The following is a 20,829-nucleotide window of genomic DNA, read 5'->3' as shown; positions in this document are numbered from 1 at the left end:
GTGGCGCAATTTCATGCAGCTTCACCACATTTGCTGCATAAAAAACAGGGAGAGAGAAATGGGTAATGTGAAACAAAAGACAGGGCTTTTTGCCCCGTGGCGGAATATGCTGCTTTGGAAGCAGATCGTGGTCGGGCTGGTTCTTGGAATTGTGGTTGGCTGTGTGCTGAACATGACCGGTAATGCGGCGATTGCCGGAACCATCAAATATATAGGAACGGTGTTCCTTTCGCTGATCAAGATGCTGATTGTGCCCTTGATTTTTGTTTCTCTGGTCTGTGGCATGGCGTCAATCGGCGATATTGCCCGGATGGGACGGATCGGTTTGAAGGCGATTGTTTTCTATCTGCTTACGACTGCTTTTGCCATCACCATCGGCTTGGTTCTGGGCACCCTGTTTCAGCCTGGTGTCGGAATTGATCTGGGTACTGCCGTTGCCATGGAGGCGAAAGCCGCACCGTCATTCCTGGATCAATTGGTTGCAATCGTTCCTAAAAATCCCATTGCGGCAGCTGCCGATGGCAAGGTGTTGCAGATCATTTTCTTCGCCATCCTGTTTGGTCTTTCGATCAATCTGGTCGGGGAGGTCGGAAAACCGGTCAGAGATTTCTTTGAATCCCTGAATTCCGTTGTTCTGAAACTGACGGAAATCGTCATTTCATTTGCTCCCTATGGTGTCTTTGCGTTGATGGCATGGGTTGCAGGCACATATGGTCTGGATCTGCTTTTGCCATTGGGAACCGTTATCGCCGCTCTTTATATCGGCTGCGTTCTGCATGCCATCTTTGTTTATGGTGGCCTGATAACTGCTCTTGGACGTCTGAACCCCGTGCGCTTCTTTCAAGGCATCGTTGAGCCTCAGATCGTTGCTTTCACCAGCACCTCGTCCTCGGGTACCTTGCCGGTGACCATGACTGCGGTGCAAAAGAATCTGGGTGTGAACCGCTCTGTTGCGAGCTTCACGCTTCCTCTTGGAGCAACCATCAATATGGATGGCACTGCCATGTATCAAGGGGTTGCAGCTTTGTTCGTGGCACAGGCTTTTGGTGTCGATTTGGGCATGTCGGAATATGTGACCATCATTCTGACCGCCACCCTTGCTTCCATCGGTACTGCCGGAGTTCCCGGTGCAGGCCTTGTCATGTTATCGCTTGTGTTGTCTTCGGTTGGTTTGCCGCTGGAAGGTGTCGCGATCATTGCGGGTATTGACCGTATTCTTGATATGGCGCGTACATCGCTCAATGTTACCGGCGATGCTGCTTGTACCGTTCTGATCGCCAAATCCGAAAATGAGCTGGAATTGGCTGCCTATGACAAACCGCATGTGTTGGAAGCAGCTTCTCTTTCAAAGACATAGGGCCAAATTCACTCTTTGAAAGCAATCCGGATCATGGATTTGCAATTCCGGGGATCCGTTTTCCCGGTCGGCTGCCTGGTTTCAGGTGGCCGACTGTGTGGTGCAATTTCTATGCTGCGCCGAAGAGCGGTTGAATTTTGTCGATTTCGGCCAGGAATCGAGCGGGATGCCAGTGTTCGATCCAGCTTTCCGTTTTTTGTTTGTCCATGGGCCTTTGAATGAAATAGCCTTGGGCAGAGCAATTGCTGAATTGCCGCAGGATCGTGAATTGTTCGCGGGTTTCCACCCCTTCGCAGACCACATGCATTCCCATCAGATTGGTCATCGAAATGAGTGATGAGACGATGCCGCTTTGTTTGATGTCCTCATTGATTTCGCGGATGAAGGATTGATCGATCTTCAGGCCATTGACCGGCAGGGACGATAGATGCGACAGGGAAGCATAACCGGTGCCGAAATCGTCGAGCTCTACCAGAATGCCACGCTCGCGCAGCAGGGTCAGGATATTGGCAATGTCCGAATTGGGATCATCGAACAGATAGGATTCCAGCACCTCTACAGTCAGATGGTTCGGACTGACCTGATGCTTTTGCATGGCAGCGGAGAAATCATCCAGGAAATTGCCGCGTTTGAGATGCTGTGGGGACAGATTGATGGCGATCCGTCCAAAATCCACGCCTTTGTTCGACCAATCTTTAGCGGTGGTCATGGCCTGATCCAGAACACAGCGACTGAGTGCAGGACCAAGGCCCGTATTCTCGGCAATGGGAATGAAATATGCCGGTGAGACCAGACCTTGTTCCGGATGGTTCCATCGTACCAATGCCTCGAAGCCGGAAATGGAGCCGTCGGAGAGATCGATCTGCGGCTGATAATACAGCTCCAGCTGATCTGCCTCGATCCCGACACGCAGATCTGTCTCGATCCGGGCCTCCATATCAATCTTGTCCTTCATCTCGCTGGTGAAGAATTGATAGCCATCGCGACCCAGTTCCTTGGTTTTGTAGAGCGCGAGATCGGAGAAAATCATCAATGCATCAAGGCTGTCGGCATCTTCCGGATAGCGGGCAATGCCCAGGCTCACGGTAGGATTGAGCGTGGAACTCTCATATTTGACCGGAATGGAGATGATGTCGGTGATTTCTGCGCAGATATCGTCAAGGCCATCGCTGTCATATCCTGCGACAATGGCCAGAAATTCATCGCCGCCCCAACGATAGGGTTTGAAGCCGGGCAGATCATTGGACAGATGAATAAGGCGATTGCCAAGGGTGCGCAACAGATGATCGCCTGCTGCATGGCCCAATGTGTCATTGACGCGCTTGAAATTGTCCAGATCAATCTGTACGAGGGCAAAGCCGGACTGTTTCGGATTGTCGGAAAACTGCTCGGTGAGATCACGCTGGCAGCTGGCCCGGTTGGACAGGCCTGTCAACTGATCATAATAGGCAATATGCTCCAGTTTCCTGACGAGATTTTCATTCTCGGTGACATCCATATAGGTGGTGATGAAGCCGCCACCCTTGATCGGGAAATCATGAATTTCCAGAACGGTGCCGTCGATATCGCGATTGCGTCTGCGATATTCGCAACCTTTTCTGACACGGGATATTTCGTCGCTGATATGGCTGTCGATATCCTCTCTGTTCTGCTCGTCCCGATGGGCCTGATGACGCACGATATCCTTGAAGTTCGAGCCGACCGGAAAGTCCTCCTCTGATAGATGCAGGGTCTCATAGAAGGCAGAATTGGCTGCAGTCAGGTGCAGAGCTTGCGAATAGACACCGATGCCTCCGGGGAAGTTTTCGAAGGTTGATTTGAGAATTTCCAGATTGGCGGAGAGCTCATTCTGAACAGACTGGAGCTTGTGCTCGCGTTGGCGGTGCTCGGTGACATCAATCAGAACCGTGATGACGCTGTTATTTTCAAGGGCATGGCGCTCGATGATGATTTCGCGGCCATCGGCATGCTTGCGCTCTTCCGATGTGAAAGACGCGCTGCGGCGAAAGGCTCGCTGTTGCTTGTAGAATTCTTCATCCGAGCGTTCATCCTTGCCCCAGATGCCATATTCTCGAAACAGAACCAGCAGGGTGTCGTGGGACAGGCCCGGCTTGATGAAGTCTTTGATCGGGTCAACAAGGTCGAGATAGGCGGAATTGGCCATGATAAGTTCGTCATCGGATGACCAGATGGCAATGCCGTTGCGCATGGCATTGACCGAGGCCAGCAGATGCTGCTGGGTGGCGTTCAGGTCTTTGCGGGCATGATCAGCAACCCCGCGCTGTTCGCGCGCGACGAAAAGCTGATAGATGATAAAACCAAATGCCGTCGAGAAGATCAGGCCAAGAACGGCTACCCACTGGGTGAGTTGTGAAGAATGCGCCTTGATGAAGGCCTCGGTTGGAACTGCATGTACACTGAAGGCCTGATTGGCATAAGCAAATTTGATTTTGGCTCCGGGAAGGCTGATGGCATCTTCGGCGACCCTTGATTCATGGATCAGCATATTGTCCATATGAACAGAAAGATTTACCCTTGTGACAAGATCAACCAGCAGGCTGTCCTCGGGTTTCCATCCGCCCATCGTGATTGCCGCATTCTCAAAATGCGCCTTTGAGTAAAGCGTGTTGAGCCAGGTTTCGATCTTGAAGACAGCCAGAATGAATCCGTCAAACTGATTGTCGCGCAGAAGCGGCAGATAAACCAGCATGCCCTTGCCGCCCTGAACCAGATCAATGGGCTGGGAGAGGGTAGGACCTTCTTTGATTTTGGCTTTTTCCAGCGCCCTTTTTCTTCTTGGTTCCTTGCCGAGATCGAGATTCAGCGCTGCCTCATTGCCTTTTAGTGGTGCGACCCAACGGGCAATATAGTTGGTGTCCACCCATTCCAGTGCCTGATAGCCGGGCTGGTCCTGAATATAGGCTTGGGCATCTGACAGAAATTCATTTCTGGGTGTGCCGGTACTCGCCTTCCAGCGATCTGCCATCCGTTGCAGGCTTTTAACACGTGTCGACAGATCTACCTTGATGACCGAGGCAAGCACCGCTGCCTCGCGCTCCAGCTCCGAGGCAATTCTGAGGCGATCATCATGCTGCAATTTTCCGACGAGGCCGAATATGATGAAAAGACCCAGAAAGGTCGTGATAAGGCCAAGAACATGTGGTCTGAAGCGATGGGCTATTGCCTGATCCATAGACGACTCAGCAGCTTTTTTTAAGGTTTTGCCTTCATTTTCAGCTGATCCAGCCATGTTGCATCCCCCATATTCCGTTCGTCTGATAGATCAGATCCGAATTTTGGTCACGATCAATCAATATATATATTGAAGTCTTCAGTTATTTTTGGTTTTCTCTGTCTTTTATAGTTTAAAAATTATATATTGATCTAATATAACAATGTATTAATTATATAATTTTAAGTTTTGATCATTTATGTCAAAATATTTATTCCATTCAATATTTCCATTGATGAATTGATTATTGCTCAATTCGTGGAGATGGCTAAAACTATCCGTTGATCGTTCGGTCGGGAATGGATATTGGCCTGGATCAGGCTTTCTGTTCTTTGTGGCATCGGTTTTTTGGGGTATGCGAACAGACAAACACCCCTGGCACCGGGTGGTGAGGGGTGTCCGTATTTCCAGGTCTATGTCTTGAAGCGCTTTCTTATCTGAAAAGTCTACAATTTTTCGCCGAACAGGCTCATTGTTTTAAGCGAGTTCTTATCTGAAAAGTCTACAACTTTTCAGGAACACGCTCTAAACCAGCTCGGTTTTCACATTGACATTGCCGCGCACGGAGTTGGAATAGGGGCAGATGTGATGGGCGGCTTCGGTCAGACGCTCGGCTGCACCAGCCTCCACGCCGGGTAGGGACACTTTCAGCAGAACGGTCAGGCCAAAGCCACCGGCATCCCGTGGACCGATGCCGACTTCGGCGGCCACATTCACATCATCGGGGACCTTTGGCAGGCTGTCATCCTGAGTGGTGGCGAACTTCATCGCCCCGATATAGCAAGCGGAATAGCCCACCGCGAAAAGCTGCTCGGGGTTATAACCGTTGCCATCGCCACCCATCTCGGTTGGCGGGGCGAGATCCAGAACCAGATCGGTGCCGGTGACTGAGCCTTGACCATCGCGGCCGCCAGTGGCTGATCCATGTGCGGTATAGATTGGAGAAACAGACATCACTTTTCCTTTTATCGGTGGCGATTATATCGTGAACGATATATTGATGCCTTTCAAAATGTCAAGGCTTGCGATCAAATCGTGTCCGATATAAAAGAGAAGCATGACAAAACGCACTCTTCCCCTCAGCCAGCAGCTTTGTTTTGCCCTCTATTCGGCCAACAATGCCATGGGCCAGCTCTATCGGCCCCTATTGGCCGAGCTGGGCCTGACCTATCCTCAATATCTGGTGATGCTGGCTCTTTGGGAAAGGGATGCGCTGAGTGTGGGCGAATTGGGCAAATCTCTGGTGCTGGAAAGCAATACCCTGACGCCGCTTCTCAAACGCATGGAAGCGGCTGATTTTGTAATGCGCAATCGCGACAAGGATGATGAGCGCGTCGTGATTGTCTCCCTGACAGACAAGGGAAGACAGCTCGAGGAGAAAGCCCATGATATCGGGATTTGCGTGATCCGCAAGGCAGAGGATGATGCGGTCGATCTCCTGGCGCTTCGCGATCAGATCTTCGAGCTGGCTGATCGTCTGCGCGGGACGGAGTAGGGCCGCAGTTCGTTTACGCCCGGATGCTATATGGCATTGTCTTTGTAGGCTACCCAACCCTTAAATGTGAATGCGGTATAAAATAACTGGATGTTCCCAAAGCCAGCATCTTCTAGAATGTTCTCATCTTCTGTTGGTGTCAGCACGGGTAGTTTTTCGCGCATCGCTTTGATACTGCTCTTGGATTTATGGACATCGACACCAGAAGCGCTGATGAATTCAGAATAACGGTTAAGCCACAGATCTTTCTGCCCTCCTTCAAGCGGAAAGCTGTGATGGGCTACAATCAATGGGGATCTTGTATCAAGTCTGCGAAAAATCTCACGGACTGTTCGTAAGCGTTCTTTCAATGGAAGAAAATGCAGGGTCAGGAGGCAGACCGCACCATCGAATAGACCCTGTGGTGCGTCATCTATATAACCGTTTACAAGAGTGACACGCTCCAAGTCTCCACCCAACGTGACTGCAGCCTGATTTAACATGTCCATAGATGGGTCAACGCCGGTGAATTTCCAACTTTTATATTGTGTAGCAAGGGCTTTGAGTTCCATTCCTCCGCCCGCACCCAAAACAAGAATATGACCATCTTTGGATACTCTTTCTGAGAGCAGGACACCGACCATTTGATGCAGGCTTTGCAGTCCTGGAACTTGCCTCTGCACACGTTCTGCATAACTTGCTGCATTCCCTGCTTTGGACAGGGCGCTTGGATTGACTTCCATTTTTGGCAATTCATAATCTCCATTATTGATTATTGTATCTTTAAATGATACGAATAATGATATGTATCGTCAAATATCTATTGGGAAATCGAATTGTTGGGATGAACAAAGACACGCGATTATCTGGAGTCCTGCACGTTCTTCTACACTTGGATCATGCAAAAAACCCCCTGACATCAACGACTTTGGCGAAAACTATGGATACAAATCCAGCTGTCTTTCGACGAATGATGGCAGGACTGAGAGATGCAGGAATTGTGCGATCCGATAGAGGGCCTGGAGGTGGTTGGAAGCTCGAACAACCATTGGATAAGATAACTCTTCTGGACGTCTACAAAGCAATTGGGCAGTCTGAAATATTCTGCTTCGGTCTTCGAAATGATTCATCAGATTGTAAGGTGGAACTGGCAGTAAATGATGTGCTTTCAGAGGCAATGGATGACGCCAAAATTATCTTACTCAGACAATTTGATGAGATTTTTCTGAGCCAAATTGCCAAGCAAATTGATGTCTCAGCTTAACAAAATCCGGATTTTCGTCAGGTGTTTTGTTTGATGAGATCCTGATTGGTATTAGGCCGTAGACTCATAAATGCGGTGCATTTGGTAGAGGCAAGTCTTTCTGCTCACAAGGAGAAAGAGTGAAGACAATGTGGTTCATTTTCAAGCTCTTACGACGTGGTGAGCAGAAAGAATTGCCCTATGCCCTAGCATATATGTTTGTTTTAGGAATTTCGAGATGACCGCTCCAGAAGAAAGGCTATGTGAACTCGGGTTGGAATTGCCAGCACCGACCAAAGCGCCAGAGGGCGTGCATCTGCCTTTTCCCTGCCGCATGGAATGACCGCCTGGTATGGTGGTGTCAGAATAGGCCTCATCTCTCTGCGGGCTTGTTTGCGTCTTTCAGATAGGAAGATCGCTGGCTTTTCTTGATGTAAGTCCAGGCAATGAAACGGCTTGTCTTTTGACCCTGTGCCATTTCGATGATTTTGAAATCGGCCACTTTGGTTTTTGCCAAAAGTCTGGAGAGGGGCTTGAGATTGTCCTTTTTCGACACCAGCGAGCTGAACCACAGGCACTGGTCGGCGCATGCCGTGCTTTGCTCGATCATGCGCGTCAAAAATTTTATCTCGCCGCCCGGACACCAAAGCTCGGCATTTTGACCGCCGAAATTGAGCTTCTTTGACTGCCCTTTGCCAAGATTGCGCCACTTGCGCCGGGTGCCTTTGTTCGCTTGCTGCATGGAAGAATGGAACGGCGGATTGCATAGGGTGATGTGAAAGACATCACGGGGTTTGATCACGCCTTTGAAGATATTCTCTGCCGTCTTTTGTCGTCTGAGATTGATGTTCAGCTTGTTGAATTCGCAAATCTGTTGTGCCGATTTGATGGAGACCGGGTCTATATCGACGCCGGTGAAATGCCAGCCATATTCGCTTTGGCCGATGAGCGGATAGACCAGACTGGCACCGGTGCCGATATCCAGCGCCTTGATATGACGTCCGTGCGGAATGTGTTGATTGTTATCGCAAGCAAGCAAGTCCGCCAGATAGTGGATGTAATCGGCGCGGCCGGGAATGGCAGGGCATAGATATGTCTCGGGGATATCCCAGAAGTCGATGCCGTAATAGGATTTCAGCAGCGCCCTGTTCAGCATGCGGACGGCTGCGACATCCTGAAAATTGATCGTCGTCTGACCAGCAGGATTGCGAAGCGTGAAGGCCTCCAGCTCAGGGGTCTCTGCCACCAGCCGCACAAAATCATACCCCTCAATATGGTGACTACGGGGATGCAGTTTGGTGTTGCTGGCCATGGGGCGTCTTTCATTCGAGTTGATGGTCTAACTCTCTAAAGGCAATCGTCAATGAAAACAATGTTTGGCCCCAAGCTGACGCGCAAGGACCTGCCGAGTAGCTGAAGCGGACGAGGATCCAAGAATCGGATATGTCTTTTGCTAAAGTCTTTAAATATGTCTGTTTTAGGAATTTCGAAATGACCACTCCAGAAGAAAGACTCATTGAACTCGGCTTGGAATTGCCAGCACCGGCCAAAGTACCGGATGGTGTGCATCTGCCATTCTCTTTCATCAATGTTCGTGGAGACAGATTGTTGTTCTCCGGCAGCCCCAAAAGTGCGCCAAACGGAACCATCGCTGGCCCCTTTGGTGTGGTGGGAGCGGATTTCACCACCGAGCAAGCTTATGCCGATGCCCGAATGATTGGGCTGTCGGTGCTTGCCAATATCAAGGCAGAGATTGGAGAGCTGTCCCGCATTGTCGGTTGGAGCCGTGTTTTTGGCATGGTTGCCTCGGCCCCCGGCTATAATGAGCAGCATCTGGTGGTGAATGGCTTCAGCGATCTTGTGATCGATGTGTTTGGACCGGACGTGGGTCGTCATGCCCGCTCTGCCATCGGGGTCTCTGCATTGCCTCTTGGCTTTGCCATGGAGATTGAAGGCGAAGTCCAGATTTTGTGCTGATTTGGCCTGGATTTACAGGGTTTGGATCTCTCTCTGGTGTTAGGCTGGATGGGTGGGGTCGATGTTGCGCACTTCTTGAAAGCGGTCTTTCTTTCTGATCGCAGCAATCTCTTCCATCAGCTGTTTTGATCGCGGATTGAGTGGTTTTATTCAACTTATATTAGAGATTTTATAAGATGCTCTTATCGTGTTGCTAGTGAGATTTTTCGATATAAAAATCCTTCTTGCAAAGCCAATGGACAAAGCTGGTATGGGCGATGAAATCGTCCTCAGTGCGAACAGGATAGTCCGACAATGAGTGATGCACGCTCAACCGATAGAGCAGACAAAATCTCGACAAGAAAGAAGTTGCTGAAAGCCGTTCACCCGGAGTTGGAAGAATTTTTCGAAAGTAAGGAAGCAGAGCGCCTTGTTAAGCAGAACGTAGCTAGACGCGAAAAGGTTCATCTCAGATCCAAAAAGCGTTTGAGACGAAAAGGACTGGATCATCCTCTGGATTTGACCCGGCTTAACAAAGAACTTGAGGCTGCTGATTTGCCGCTGAAACGTGCAATGGAGAAGCATCGAGAACTTCTTCAGCAGCGCCCTGAAATTCCAGTTACAATCTCACATGAGCCGCTTTCTCCTGCTTCAAACGGCCCGGAATTTTACCTCGCAATGCAGGCAACAGCCGATGGCAATCATATTAGTGTTGACCATTTTCGGCTCGGGATCGGTTTCTTTTCTGATTTGTCAGATTTTCTAAGCGATCAAGAGGCATGGCTGCAGGGTCTTCAATCATCTGTCTCCGTGGAAAGGCTTTCCTATAATTCTTTGCCTGCCAAGCTGGTTCTGGAAGAATATGAAACCGAAGATACATATATTCGGTACGGGAGTGGAAATAACGGCTTTCGTGCGGAACTGTTTCTTCAACCCAGTATATATGATGCTCTTCTGGGTGTATTGCCGCAACACGAAGAAACAGAGCAATTTCGCGGGGTTTTGGGCTTGGCTCTTCGCCCTTTCGTTGTTGCCAGAATAAAGTGTGCGCCCTTTTCTGCCCCAGAAAAGAAAAAATTTGAACCAGGCACACCTATTGCCGACGCAATTTCGAAAACCATCGAGATCGAGCAAATCACATTCACGCATCTTGAGCTGCTAGATGATGCCGAAGACGTGCGTGATGCGGACTTTGTCAGCAAGGATCAAAAAAAATATCGAACCACAGATCAATGGCATGTCGTTCAAACAAAAGCTCCCGCCAGCGAAAATGCAACTTCAAAGCAGGAAGTGCACCCTGCGACGAAATTTATTATCAAGGCGGGGTTTTGGTCGGTTGCGCTCTATCTCCTGTATATCAAGATTTTTTGACTTATCAGACAAGGTGTTCGGGCACTAAGTGTCTGGATCTCTCATCGCTGATCACTCTGTGGTTGCGCGAAGGGCGGCGCGGCCTGCTTTCAGCACGGCTTCGCTGACCTTGGCGATTGATGCTCCGGCGACACGGTTGGCTTGCCAATAGAGCGGCACATCAAATGGTGTCCCGGGCACCAGCGGTGCCAGCCGTCCGCTGGCGATATGGTCGGCCACCAGAAGCTCCGGGTTCATGCCCCATCCGATCCCGGCAAGGGCTCCTTTCACAAAGGCATTGGTGGATGGCAACCAATGGGATGGGGGAGAGAAATCCTGACCAAAGACCTGTTTCATCCAGCGATATTGCAGCTGGTCCTTGCGATCAAAGATCATGCAGGGCGCTTGTTTCAAAGCATCAAGCGTCACCTGACCATCGGGGAAGAATTTCTCGATGAAGACAGGGCTGGCCGTGGCCTGATAGCGCAAGTTGCCGATCAGCTTGCTGTCGCAGCCCTGAATTGACTGGCTGCGGCTGGTGACGGCACCGGCCACTTCTCCGCGCCTCAGCCACTCATCGCTGTGGTCCTGATCATCCACCACGACATCGAACAAGACATCGGGCAGCTCCGCTATGGCGTTGACAAACCATGTGTCCAGACTGTCCGCATTGATCGCTATGCGAACTGGGACCGCATGGCCCATTCCGTCGGCACTGCCAGGCAGAGCATCGCGCACATTGCCTTCCATAAGGGCGACCTGTTCGAGATGTTGACAGAGGCGCAATCCGGCCTCAGTCGCTTCGCAGGGTTGACCCCGCACGACCAGCACCGTTCCGACGCGCTCCTCCAATAGCTTCACCCGTTGGGAAATGGCGGAAGGGGTGACATGGAGCTGTTTGGCCGCCCGATCAAAAGAGCCGGTGCGAACAACGCTGGCGAGGGCTTCCAACAGGTCATAATCAAACATGAGATTAGAATTTCTAATTTATCATTAGCAACATTAGTTACTCTAACTCATCTCATCCTGATAGCAAAGGAAAACACACAGACTTCTTGAGGATAGCACCATGATGCAGGCCTTCATTTCCGGATTTTTGCTCAGCTTTGGTTTGATCATGGCAATAGGATCGCAGAATGCCTTTGTGTTGCGTCAGGGCATTCGCGGCCAACATGTTTTGCCGCTGGTGCTGACCTGTGCCATATCCGATGCGCTTCTAATCACAGCAGGGGTCGTGGGCTTTGCGCAGATCATTGCGATGGTGCCCTGGCTTGATCAGGCCATGCGCTATTCCGGGGCATTATTTTTGCTGATCTATGGCGCAATCAGCATGCGCTCTGCCTTTCGCGGGCAGGCGGAAGGGCTCAATCCCGTTGATCAAGCTGACAGTCCCCTTTGGCCGACGATTCTAACCTGTCTTGCCCTGACATGGCTGAACCCGCATGTCTATCTCGATACGGTTGTGCTGCTGGGAACGGTCTCCAGCCAATATGACCCCATGGCCTGGAGCTTCGGCATGGGAGCGGCATCGGCGTCCTTCGTCTTCTTTTTCTCGCTGGGCTATGGCGCCCAGATCCTGCGCCCGGTCTTTGCCAAGCCAACCTCCTGGCGGGTCCTTGACGGGCTCGTCGCCCTGATCATGTGGAGCATCGCCGCCGGTCTTCTCTTTGGGAGGTGATGGGGGGGGGTGGGCACACAGGTGCGCGATGGGGATTGAAGGCGAGGTGCTGGTTTAGCGCAGATTTACCGTTCGTACTGGGTGCAGCGAACTCACAAAAAGTGCCCATTGTGGCGAATGCTGCGTGTAGCAGGAATGTCTGCAAATGGAATTTTACCTTGGACCCAATAGTGCCTCATATCGCTATTGGCAACGTTAAAGCCAACGAGTTCTTATAACAGAGAATAGGATTGAGTTGGCGATAATACTTTTCACAAACCGAGCCAAATTAACCGCAACTTAAGTTGTGAATTCTAAACCCCTGCGTGTATTGGGTGTTTGTAAGCGCGTGGAGAGTTTCTCATGTTTGGTCGCAGGAGCAAGAAGAAGTCAGATGGTAACGCAAAGACTTTCTTAAAGAATTTTATTGACCATCAAGAAAAAACAGAACGAATGAAGGAAACTGCGCGCGCTGAAACGCGGCCAATCGCTGTGCTCAAACCGCAAATCCCGATTGGAGCTGGGCCCTCTGCAGGTTGGTTTGGCGGTAAAACCGCACTCCCAGAAAAAATGCCTTGGCCCGAACAAGACGGCAAGAAGCTTGTTTTCGTGGGTCAAATAGACCTCGCTGCGCTGCCACAAGATCTATGGTCGGGTCTTGGCCCACGATCAGGTTGGCTTGCCATTTTTCTGCCTGCAGAGGGGGAACTTAAACCTACCTTGTTGCATTTTGAAGGACCGTTGGCCGAAGTTGCTACCCCATTATCCAGGCAGTTTCCAAATGATGCTAGCTGGACCCGCTGCCATGACTTTAAAAACCCAGAAACTTTTGTGCTCCCGAAGTGGCCGATCGTCGTCGAAAGACGTTCTGGCAATGAACAGCACGAAATAGGCGCGCCAATATTGGCAGAGGACCAGCAGTCTGGCACACTTATAGATCCGGCTTACCACCCGTTCAATGAACAAACAACATCATTGCTCCTTGATTGCCTCTCCGAAACCGTGATCGATATGGCAAAAAGTATCGTAAGGTTTCCAGCGATGAAAAAACTACGCCCAGAAGATGCAGCGTGGTTTGAACGCCAGAAACCAATAATGCTCAGCACCTTCGTTCGGTTCTTTGAAATTGAGGGCCAGATGCGCGCAGAAAGGAAAATATGCGAGCACCGGATAAATGGCTATATAAAAGAACTTCAAAAACTTGATTGCTATGATTTTGAATATTCCCGTACCGATGGGGATGGCTATTGCGAGTTGGTCCTACGAGAAACGAAACTTCTCGACCCACTACCAGTTCGGACAAGCATTGAAGGATGGTGGAGCCGCTACAACGCCTCTCTGACTAACCACGCGTTGACGGCTTACACATCCAAGTCTCAGGCCCTTCCAAAGGCATTACAAGATCGTTTGGAAGCAACTTGGCAAAAAGAAGCTCAGCAGGGAATGGGCGTGATGGGCCATGCTCCAGTTGGCCACATTTACACACCACATGGAATAGAAAGTCCAAACGAAATACTTCTAGAGCTTCCCACCAGCAAACTAACTGGCTGGATTTGGGGAGACTGCTATTCTCTGGTTCTGCTAATTAAGCGCTCTGATCTTAAAAAGGGAGACTTCAGCTCTATTATGTATGATATTACAAACTAATAGAGGTGCTTGACAGTATTTATAAACCGCGCAGCGGCGTGTCTGTTTCAAGCACAATTTTTGCAAAATCAGATTGGTCGTCCATTGATTGGTCCAGAACGGATGATCCGCATGCTACATGTTGAAGAAGCAAGCCCAAAAAGCGGTCATTTACACGAACTGTGTGAATGTCGTAAATGTCCGCATTTTGTGAGTTCATGGATTGCACAGCGAATGACTGCTGACCAGCTACTTTTGTCATTGAACACAGCGCTCGAAGGGGCCAAGCCCTAAACTGTCTCTTCCGATCCCATCACGCGGTTGATGATAATTTCACCAGTGACACTTGGATGCGGTGCGTTGGTCAGTTTAATGGAACGCGGATACCGAGCTTGAAGCCATAGCTGGTCGTGTTTGTACCGACGCCGTCATATTTGCCCGAAAGGGAAAAAGCGCTACCAGTGTGCAAATTCAGATCCAGGCCGGTCTCAATTGACGCTGAGAGCCCGATATTGGCATCACCATAAGATCCATTGGACGGCTTCTCACCCCTATTGAAGGCATATTGGCCTTTTGTTTCCAGCCAGGATGTCAGTGCTCCACCTTTCTCAAATGGGGCAGTATAGGACAAACGCGGCGCGAAACTGACTTGCCCTTGCGCCACTGTCTGGTCGGGTATCCGAACATTCAAACTGTCCGTATAGGCGCTCTGATATTCCTCGATATAGGCAAAGGCCAATGTGGGGTGGAGCGTCCATCGATCCAGGACATATTGCCCGGTCAGCGATCCATCCACCATCCAGCGGTTGGTGGTGAACTGATCCTTGTAGGTGCCAAAGGGAGAGATGGAATTTTCCGACATGCCCCAGGTGCTGGACAGATCAAGAAACAGGCTGTCAGTAAGCGCGACTGTTGCATAAGGGCCGACCATGAAGCCGGTCCCCGATACCTTGCCGGTGGTGGCGGCAAAGGTCTGGTCCATCCAGTCGATCTGTGCCTTGGCCCCAAGCAGAATATCCTTGCTCAGCAAATAGTCAGCGCCAAAATGCACGATGCCAAACTGCCCGGACTGGTCTTTCTTGTCGTCGAAAATATTGAAACGCCCTTCCGACCAGATGTCCCATCGGCCCATCTGCGGCAGTTCGAAACTGCGCGTTCTGTTGTCAAAAAAGCTAAGAGCTTCCTGTGCACTGGCCGAATAGGACAGCAGACCTTCATTCAAGGTGAGGGCCATGGGGGAAGGCAATTGCGCAACAAAACCCAATGGTGTGGTGACGCTTGCCGTGCGCTCCCGTGGTGACGCGCCTTGTTGCAAGCGGGCGAGCCGACGTGTGCGATCCGCCTGGTTCCGGAGGATCAAAGTGTTTCTTGCGCTCAGATAGTCAACAATCATCTGGCTGGTCACGTCCCGGCTCTGTGTCAATGTGAAAGTGCAGGTTACGCTCTCATTTGCTGCGAGCCGAATGGTTGCAGAACGCGCTGCAGGGTCGGTGGTTGAATCATCATCCGAACAGGATATGGCCGATATACCATAGCCCAGTGCACCGAGATCTGCCGCCACGATCCGATGAGTACCCGGCGCTATCCCTGTCACATTGCTTTGCGCCGATCCGCCCGCTGAAGTGAGTGAGAGATTCAGCGCGCCGGTCGCAGAGGTGAAATCAAGATTTGTATCCGGTCCCGCCACATTCAGCACGATCGTCACGCCGCCTCCGACAGTTGTGCCCGTCCCCGCAATGGCAAAATTGTAAGGGTTCTCATCCGCATCATCACTGGCAATGTTCAGAGTCGCGGCATGAGATCCCACAGCCGACGGATTGTAGGTTACAACAAGTGTAGAACTGCTGCCCGCGGCGATGGTTGCGGACGGCTGGGTGGTAATGGAAAACTCTCCCGCATCGGGGCCTGACAGGGTTGCCGCGTTAGCACCAAGGGTCAGGATACTGCTGCCCGGATTGCGGATCGTATAGGTACGGCTGATCGTGTCTGTCGCGATGTCCGCCGCACCGAAATCGGTGTGGTCGGCTGTGCTGGGCGAACTATCGCCATCAATGATCGCCTGGCCATTGCCTGTTACATCGATTTCGGCGGCGCTGGCAACGCCCAGGCCGTAAAGGTTGATGTAAAATGTGCTCTCATCTGCATCATCACTGTTTATGAGCAATCCAGTTATCGTTCCTCCGAGCCGCGACGTGAATCGCACAATCACATCACTTGATTGACCCGGCTGTATCACCGAGGCGGGCTGAGCGAGAACGGAGAAACCGGCGGTATTGTTGAGTATACTCGCCGCATTGGGTCCCAGAGTAAGAGGAGCCGTCCCGATATTTGAAATTCTGAAGACTTTATCGACGGCAATGGCGTTTGCGTCGACAGGGCCAAAAAATGTGTAGGTTGATGGGTCACCAAAATCAAAGCTTATATTTGAAGCGATATCGCTTCCAAGATGTGTCACCTGGACTTCTGCAGCACCGGCATCACCCGTTCCTGCAATAACAAAATCGAAAGGCGATCTTGACGGATCATTGTTCGCAATGGTGACAAGAGCGGTACGACGGCCAACCGCGCCGGGATTGAACTCTATCGTGAGATAGCCCCGCTGACTTGGTGTCAATGTGCCAGCGGGTTGCTGTGTTACGGTAAAATCGGCGGCATGGGCACCGCTAATCGTAACGTTACCGGGCAACACAAGATTTTCCGTGCCAATATTTCTCAACTGAAATAAACGGCTGGATGTTCCGCCATTCACGTCAACTGAACCAAACTCGGTGCCGGTTCTCGCGTGCGTAGTGGTGCTTCCATCAAGCACTTCGAAACCAAACAGGTCGGTGTAGCGAACCTGTATGCTGGGCCCTTCGCCTGTGCCCGAAATCGCAAAATTGTAAGGGTTTTCGTCTGCATCATCATTCGCGATGTTTACCGTGGCACTCAGGGGCCCTGTATCAGCGGGATCGAAGGTGACGGTAAAGGTTGTCGAGCTGGCGGGAGGCACCACGCTGAGCAAGGGCTGGGTGACACTGAAATGAGCGGTATCGTCCCCGGTCAGTGTGACCGGGGTCGCCCCAATCAAATTCAGCGGATCAGTCCCAGAATTATGGATCTCATAGGTGAAGGTTTGCGAGCCGCCAACAAGCGGCTGAGATGAGAACCGGGTGCCAGAAGCAGTAGATGTGGATGTAAGATTATCAGTAATCTCCCGGTTCGCAGGGCTACTGTGAGGCGCTGTAACGGACATTTCCGGCGCTGCATGCGCTTCGCTGCTCAACAGACTGGTCAGACACAGCAATGCCAGCGTGCAAATCACATATGTCGCTCGACTGGAAAACGAAAAAAGGTTTGACGACATGGTACGCATATACAGCCCGCTATTCATCTTTTGTTAATGGTTGCGGGATGCTAGGTGTCTGGTGTTATCATGGAAAGACGGTAACGTGAATAAGGGTTATTTCCGCTATGAATATGCGTGACTTTGATTTGAACCTTCTGCTGGTCTTTGAGGCCATATATTCCTGCGGAAACATCTCGCGTGCTGCGGATAATCTGGACCTGAGCCAGCCAGCCGTCTCCAATGCCTTGTCGCGCTTGCGAAAACAGATGGATGATCAACTATTTGTGAGAAGCGGCAATGGCGTCGTGCCAACCTTGCGGGCGGAGGCAATTATCGGACCGGTGCGCAGTGCGCTTTCCACATTGCGTCAGTCCATCGGCTCTCCTTCGGCTTTTGACCCCAAGGTCTCCAAGCGGCATTTCAATTTGTTGATCGCAGAACCGCTTGAACAACATATCATGTCGCGACTGCTCGACCAGATCGGCAGCGACAGCCAGATCAGCTTTGAGTTAAGCCCCCCTCAATTGATGCCCCTTGAAGAGGCTTTGATGACCGGGAAAACGGAGCTTGCGGTTTTTCTGATGCATGGCAAGCAGCCCGAGCTTGAAAGCAAGCCCCTTTGTCCCGTTGATGTGGTTTTGGTGGCCCGTCAGGATCACCCAAGGATAGGCGCACCGCTGACCGTGCCTGAGCTGAAACAGGAAGGCTTTGTCAGTATCTCGCTGGCACCTGGAAAATTGGCAAACTCAGAGAAAGTGACTTTCTGGCAGAGGCTGAATCCGCGAGAGGTCTGCCAGGTCTATAAAATCAGTTCCATCACTCAGTTGGTCGCAAGCACGGATCTGCTCGGTATTGTCCCGCGCCTCTATGCCGAGCAAGTGGCCCCCTCACTCCGGCTGCAGGTCCTTGATTTGCCGATGGAGCTCAGCAATCAGCAATTTCATCTTATCTGGCACAAACGAGCGAGCGAGGATGACGGCCTTAGATGGCTCAGCGAGCAGATAACATCCTGCTTTGCGGAGCATTAAAGCACTTCTCACAATCGTTGAATCGTGGGTAGTGCTTTAACGCTTTGATTTAAAGCGAGTTCTTATCCGAAAAGTGCTTCAACTTTTCGGGAACGCGCACTAACATCACTCATGGCGCGTCCTGCAATCCAGAAATGAACCGCAGCCCAAAGCCCCGCTATCTGCAAAAGAACCAAGGCATAGCGCAAGGATCCCTCGCCCTCGGTCGGAGCAAGCATATCACTTATCAAACCGACAAGGGTTGGCCCCAATCCCAGCCCGACCAGATTGATCACGAACATGAGGATTGCGGTGATCATCGGGCGGGATGAGGCTTCAAAGCGTGAATAGAGATGCGAAAAGGACGGGCCGACAAACATGGCACCGACCATGGCGGGGATAACAAATATCACGAGCGCAACCATGGTCTGGTCCTGCAGATAAAACAGGATGGAAAATGGCTTGGCGATCACTATCGTCACTGCGACAAACTTCAAACGCCAGGTCGGGTTTTTGCGCCCCAGACGGTCTGACAGAACGCCGCCGAGCCAGGTCCCCACGGCCCCTATGATGCCAATGGTCACCGCGAGATAGACACCCACCTGCGCGATTTCCAGCGCATGGACGCGGATCAGAAAGGTAGCGATCCAGGCCGATGCGCCCAAGCCGACCATTGCGGTCAAGGCAACGCCAATCAGCGTGTGCCGCGTGCTTTTGTCTGCAAGCAACGCTCTTGCAAGGGACGCATAGCTTTTCTTCTCAGACTGTCTATCAGTGGACGCAACAGGCGATGCAGGCTCATCAAGTTTGAAATAGATCCATATGGCAAGCGCAATTCCCGGCAGACCAGCCGCCAGAAAAGCAATACGCCATCCGAACTTGGCCGTTAAAATCCCGCCAACCAGAAAGGCCAGAAAAATACCGATATTGGTGCCCGCAGAATAGAAAGACAGAGCACTGGCCCGCTTCTCCGGTGGAAAAGCATCGATGATCATGGAATGCGAGGGCGGCACGCAACCGGCCTCGCCAACCCCAACACCAATCCGGGCCAGCAGCAATGTAACGAACGAGCCAGCTATCCCCATCAACGCCGTCATGGTGCTCCAGAAGGAAAGCGCAGCTACTGCGATGACCTTGCGATTTCCGGGCCGGACGAGACGAGCTACCGGAAAGCCGAACACCACATAAACAATGGCAAAGGCGATGCCTGAAAGACTGCCAAGCTGTAGATCTGTAAGGGAGAATTCCGCCCCTATATCATTGAGCGTTATGTTCAATATCTGACGATCAAGATAGCTCAGTGAAAACATTGCCGTCAGCAAATAGAGCAGCTTTCTATTTGCTGGATTCCCCTTTTGCGCCATGCTTTCCCCCCTCAAGACACCGACACTTTCACTGGTAAGGCAAAGATTCTCAAATTACCAGAGATGTTTCAATGGCCAATATGCCAGTGTTGGCTCGAGGGAGCTTTTGCAAATATACCTGCTTGAAACCAGTTCTTTTTGAGAATCAGGTGCCTGTCCGAATGCATCGCACCAGTATTTTCGAAGCTGATCTTCCCCGAATGTCCGTTACGACTGGAGGCATCAAACTATTCGCTCCTGAAGTGAATGATCGCTTCCGACTGGTTTCTGTCTCTGAATGTAGCGCAAGAAGAGTCCACGCTCTAAACCGTTTCCTCCGATCCCGTCACGCGGTTGATGATGATTTCGATATAGCGATCCAGGCGGGACGGGTTCTTGTACATGCTGAATTCGTTGTTGATGATGACATCGGCCACATATTTGGACGGGTAGGTATAGCGATAATGCATCGGTTTCACCTGTTCCAGATATTGATTGATGATGTCTTCCGGGTCACGTTTGCGTTCGATGATGTCGCGTGCCATGCGGCGGGCGAGACGGATGTCATCTGGGGCATCGATATAGACCTTGCAATCGGCAATGCGTGACAGCTTCTTGCGATAGAGGATCTGGGTACCTTCCAGGATCAGCACATCCTTTGGTTCCATGACTTCCACTTCTTCCGAGCGGTCATGGATTTTCATGTCATAGCGCGGCACTTCGATGCTGTTGCCCGCTTTCAGATCATTGATGTGCGAGAGGATCAGGGCATGGTCCTTGGTGTCGATATGATCGAAATTGCCCTCCACCGCACCAAGATAATAATCATCTTCGCAAATCAGATTGGCCTTGTCCGTGCCAATGCGGTTCTGAAGCCTGCGAGCAAATGAGCTTTTGCCAGATGCCGAACCACCTGCGATGGAAATGATCTTCATGTTGTCATCCTGGATGTGCCGAAATGATGTCTTTCGGATCCTATCTATAGGCCGCGTACTCTGTTTTGACAAACATCACAACTTTGAAAAATTCCGGACCGGGTCTTTTGTTCTTTGTCCTCTCTGTTTTCTCTCTCCCAAACGCCTTTGATGCTACCATGCGGGTGGTTATACCAACGAGGGGGAACATGTTTGGAGGATTTGGGTATGTTTGGGGAGGTTTGGCACCTTTGTGGCCTTTTGACCCTTTGAGATTTGGCAAATTTTGCGACAGAAAGTACGTAAGTCAAGAAGAGAAAAATTTTGCGCGAAATCGACCTT

General features: G+C 51.0%; 17 protein-coding genes. 8 read left to right on the top strand and 9 right to left on the bottom strand.

Annotated features, from left to right (window positions below; genetic code table 11):
- Nucleotides 1–58 precede the first annotated feature (58 nt).
- Nucleotides 59–1,357: a dicarboxylate/amino acid:cation symporter gene (locus tag CRO57_RS21315; protein ID WP_244580179.1), complete on the top strand. Its 1,299-nt coding sequence runs from the start codon at nt 59–61 to the stop codon at nt 1,355–1,357.
- Nucleotides 1,358–1,466: 109 nt separating this feature from the next.
- Here the strand turns inward: CRO57_RS21315 and CRO57_RS21310 are convergent, their stop codons facing one another.
- Nucleotides 1,467–4,607 carry a bifunctional diguanylate cyclase/phosphodiesterase gene (locus CRO57_RS21310; protein WP_097155547.1) on the bottom strand — a complete coding sequence of 1,047 codons (3,141 nt, stop codon included), beginning with the start codon at nt 4,605–4,607 and terminating at the stop codon, nt 1,467–1,469.
- 507 nt (nt 4,608–5,114) lie between these two features.
- Complete coding sequence (locus tag CRO57_RS21305) at nt 5,115–5,543, bottom strand: organic hydroperoxide resistance protein (protein ID WP_097155546.1); 429 nt, start codon at nt 5,541–5,543, stop codon at nt 5,115–5,117.
- 103 nt (nt 5,544–5,646) lie between these two features.
- Here CRO57_RS21305 and CRO57_RS21300 point away from each other — a divergent pair, with 103 nt between their 5' ends.
- Entirely contained in the window at nt 5,647–6,084 is a 438-nt protein-coding gene (locus tag CRO57_RS21300; protein ID WP_097155545.1) for a MarR family winged helix-turn-helix transcriptional regulator, read from the top strand.
- A gap of 26 nt (nt 6,085–6,110) precedes the next feature.
- Here the strand turns inward: CRO57_RS21300 and CRO57_RS21295 are convergent, their stop codons facing one another.
- The gene (locus CRO57_RS21295; protein ID WP_097155544.1) at nt 6,111–6,806 is read right to left on the bottom strand and encodes a class I SAM-dependent methyltransferase; all 696 of its coding nucleotides are present in this window, start codon (nt 6,804–6,806) and stop codon (nt 6,111–6,113) included.
- Between the two features lie 101 nt (nt 6,807–6,907).
- On the opposite strand from CRO57_RS21295, the gene CRO57_RS21290 reads away from it, so the two are divergent.
- The gene (locus CRO57_RS21290) at nt 6,908–7,327 is read left to right on the top strand and encodes an Rrf2 family transcriptional regulator (protein WP_097155543.1); all 420 of its coding nucleotides are present in this window, start codon (nt 6,908–6,910) and stop codon (nt 7,325–7,327) included.
- Between the two features lie 352 nt (nt 7,328–7,679).
- Here the strand turns inward: CRO57_RS21290 and rlmF are convergent, their stop codons facing one another.
- A complete protein-coding gene (gene rlmF / locus CRO57_RS21285) occupies nt 7,680–8,618 on the bottom strand; it encodes a 23S rRNA (adenine(1618)-N(6))-methyltransferase RlmF (RefSeq protein ID WP_097155542.1) in 939 nt (312 codons plus the stop codon).
- 179 nt (nt 8,619–8,797) lie between these two features.
- Between rlmF and CRO57_RS21280 the strand changes: the two genes are divergently transcribed.
- Both CRO57_RS21280 and CRO57_RS21275 read left to right on the top strand, forming a co-directional pair.
- Entirely contained in the window at nt 8,798–9,283 is a 486-nt protein-coding gene (locus tag CRO57_RS21280) for a RidA family protein (protein ID WP_097155541.1), read from the top strand.
- Nucleotides 9,284–9,655: 372 nt separating this feature from the next.
- The gene (locus tag CRO57_RS21275; protein WP_141401306.1) at nt 9,656–10,633 is read left to right on the top strand and encodes a hypothetical protein; all 978 of its coding nucleotides are present in this window, start codon (nt 9,656–9,658) and stop codon (nt 10,631–10,633) included.
- A 51-nt stretch (nt 10,634–10,684) separates the two neighbouring features.
- Here CRO57_RS21275 and CRO57_RS21270 read toward each other — a convergent pair whose 3' ends face one another.
- Nucleotides 10,685–11,581, bottom strand: a complete 897-nt coding sequence (locus CRO57_RS21270) for a LysR family transcriptional regulator ArgP (protein ID WP_097155539.1) — start codon at nt 11,579–11,581, stop codon at nt 10,685–10,687.
- 100 nt (nt 11,582–11,681) lie between these two features.
- On the opposite strand from CRO57_RS21270, the gene CRO57_RS21265 reads away from it, so the two are divergent.
- Nucleotides 11,682–12,290, top strand: a complete 609-nt coding sequence (locus CRO57_RS21265; protein ID WP_097155538.1) for a LysE/ArgO family amino acid transporter — start codon at nt 11,682–11,684, stop codon at nt 12,288–12,290.
- 342 nt (nt 12,291–12,632) lie between these two features.
- Nucleotides 12,633–13,916 (top strand): DUF1963 domain-containing protein, encoded by a 1,284-nt coding sequence (locus CRO57_RS21255; protein ID WP_097155536.1) that lies wholly within the window; start codon nt 12,633–12,635, stop codon nt 13,914–13,916.
- 19 nt (nt 13,917–13,935) lie between these two features.
- Here CRO57_RS21255 and CRO57_RS21250 read toward each other — a convergent pair whose 3' ends face one another.
- Nucleotides 13,936–14,157 (bottom strand): hypothetical protein, encoded by a 222-nt coding sequence (locus CRO57_RS21250; RefSeq protein ID WP_097155535.1) that lies wholly within the window; start codon nt 14,155–14,157, stop codon nt 13,936–13,938.
- A gap of 102 nt (nt 14,158–14,259) precedes the next feature.
- The gene (locus CRO57_RS21245; RefSeq protein ID WP_170956204.1) at nt 14,260–17,250 is read right to left on the bottom strand and encodes a choice-of-anchor D domain-containing protein; all 2,991 of its coding nucleotides are present in this window, start codon (nt 17,248–17,250) and stop codon (nt 14,260–14,262) included.
- 98 nt (nt 17,251–17,348) lie between these two features.
- On the opposite strand from CRO57_RS21245, the gene CRO57_RS21240 reads away from it, so the two are divergent.
- On the top strand, nt 17,349–18,251 hold the full coding sequence (locus CRO57_RS21240) for a LysR substrate-binding domain-containing protein (protein WP_097155533.1): 903 nt from the start codon (nt 17,349–17,351) through the stop codon (nt 18,249–18,251).
- A 62-nt stretch (nt 18,252–18,313) separates the two neighbouring features.
- Here the strand turns inward: CRO57_RS21240 and CRO57_RS21235 are convergent, their stop codons facing one another.
- Nucleotides 18,314–19,594, bottom strand: coding sequence for a spinster family MFS transporter (locus CRO57_RS21235; protein ID WP_097155532.1), 1,281 nt, complete (start codon nt 19,592–19,594; stop codon nt 18,314–18,316).
- A gap of 302 nt (nt 19,595–19,896) precedes the next feature.
- On the bottom strand, nt 19,897–20,508 hold the full coding sequence (locus tag CRO57_RS21230; RefSeq protein ID WP_097155531.1) for a uridine kinase family protein: 612 nt from the start codon (nt 20,506–20,508) through the stop codon (nt 19,897–19,899).
- Nucleotides 20,509–20,829: the final 321 nt, after the last annotated feature.

It is taken from the genome of Cohaesibacter gelatinilyticus (assembly GCF_900215605.1).
Lineage (GTDB): Bacteria > Pseudomonadota > Alphaproteobacteria > Rhizobiales > Cohaesibacteraceae > Cohaesibacter > Cohaesibacter gelatinilyticus.
The sequence above is the reverse complement of the archived record's forward strand: the minus strand, read 5'-3'. Positions and strand labels throughout refer to the sequence as shown.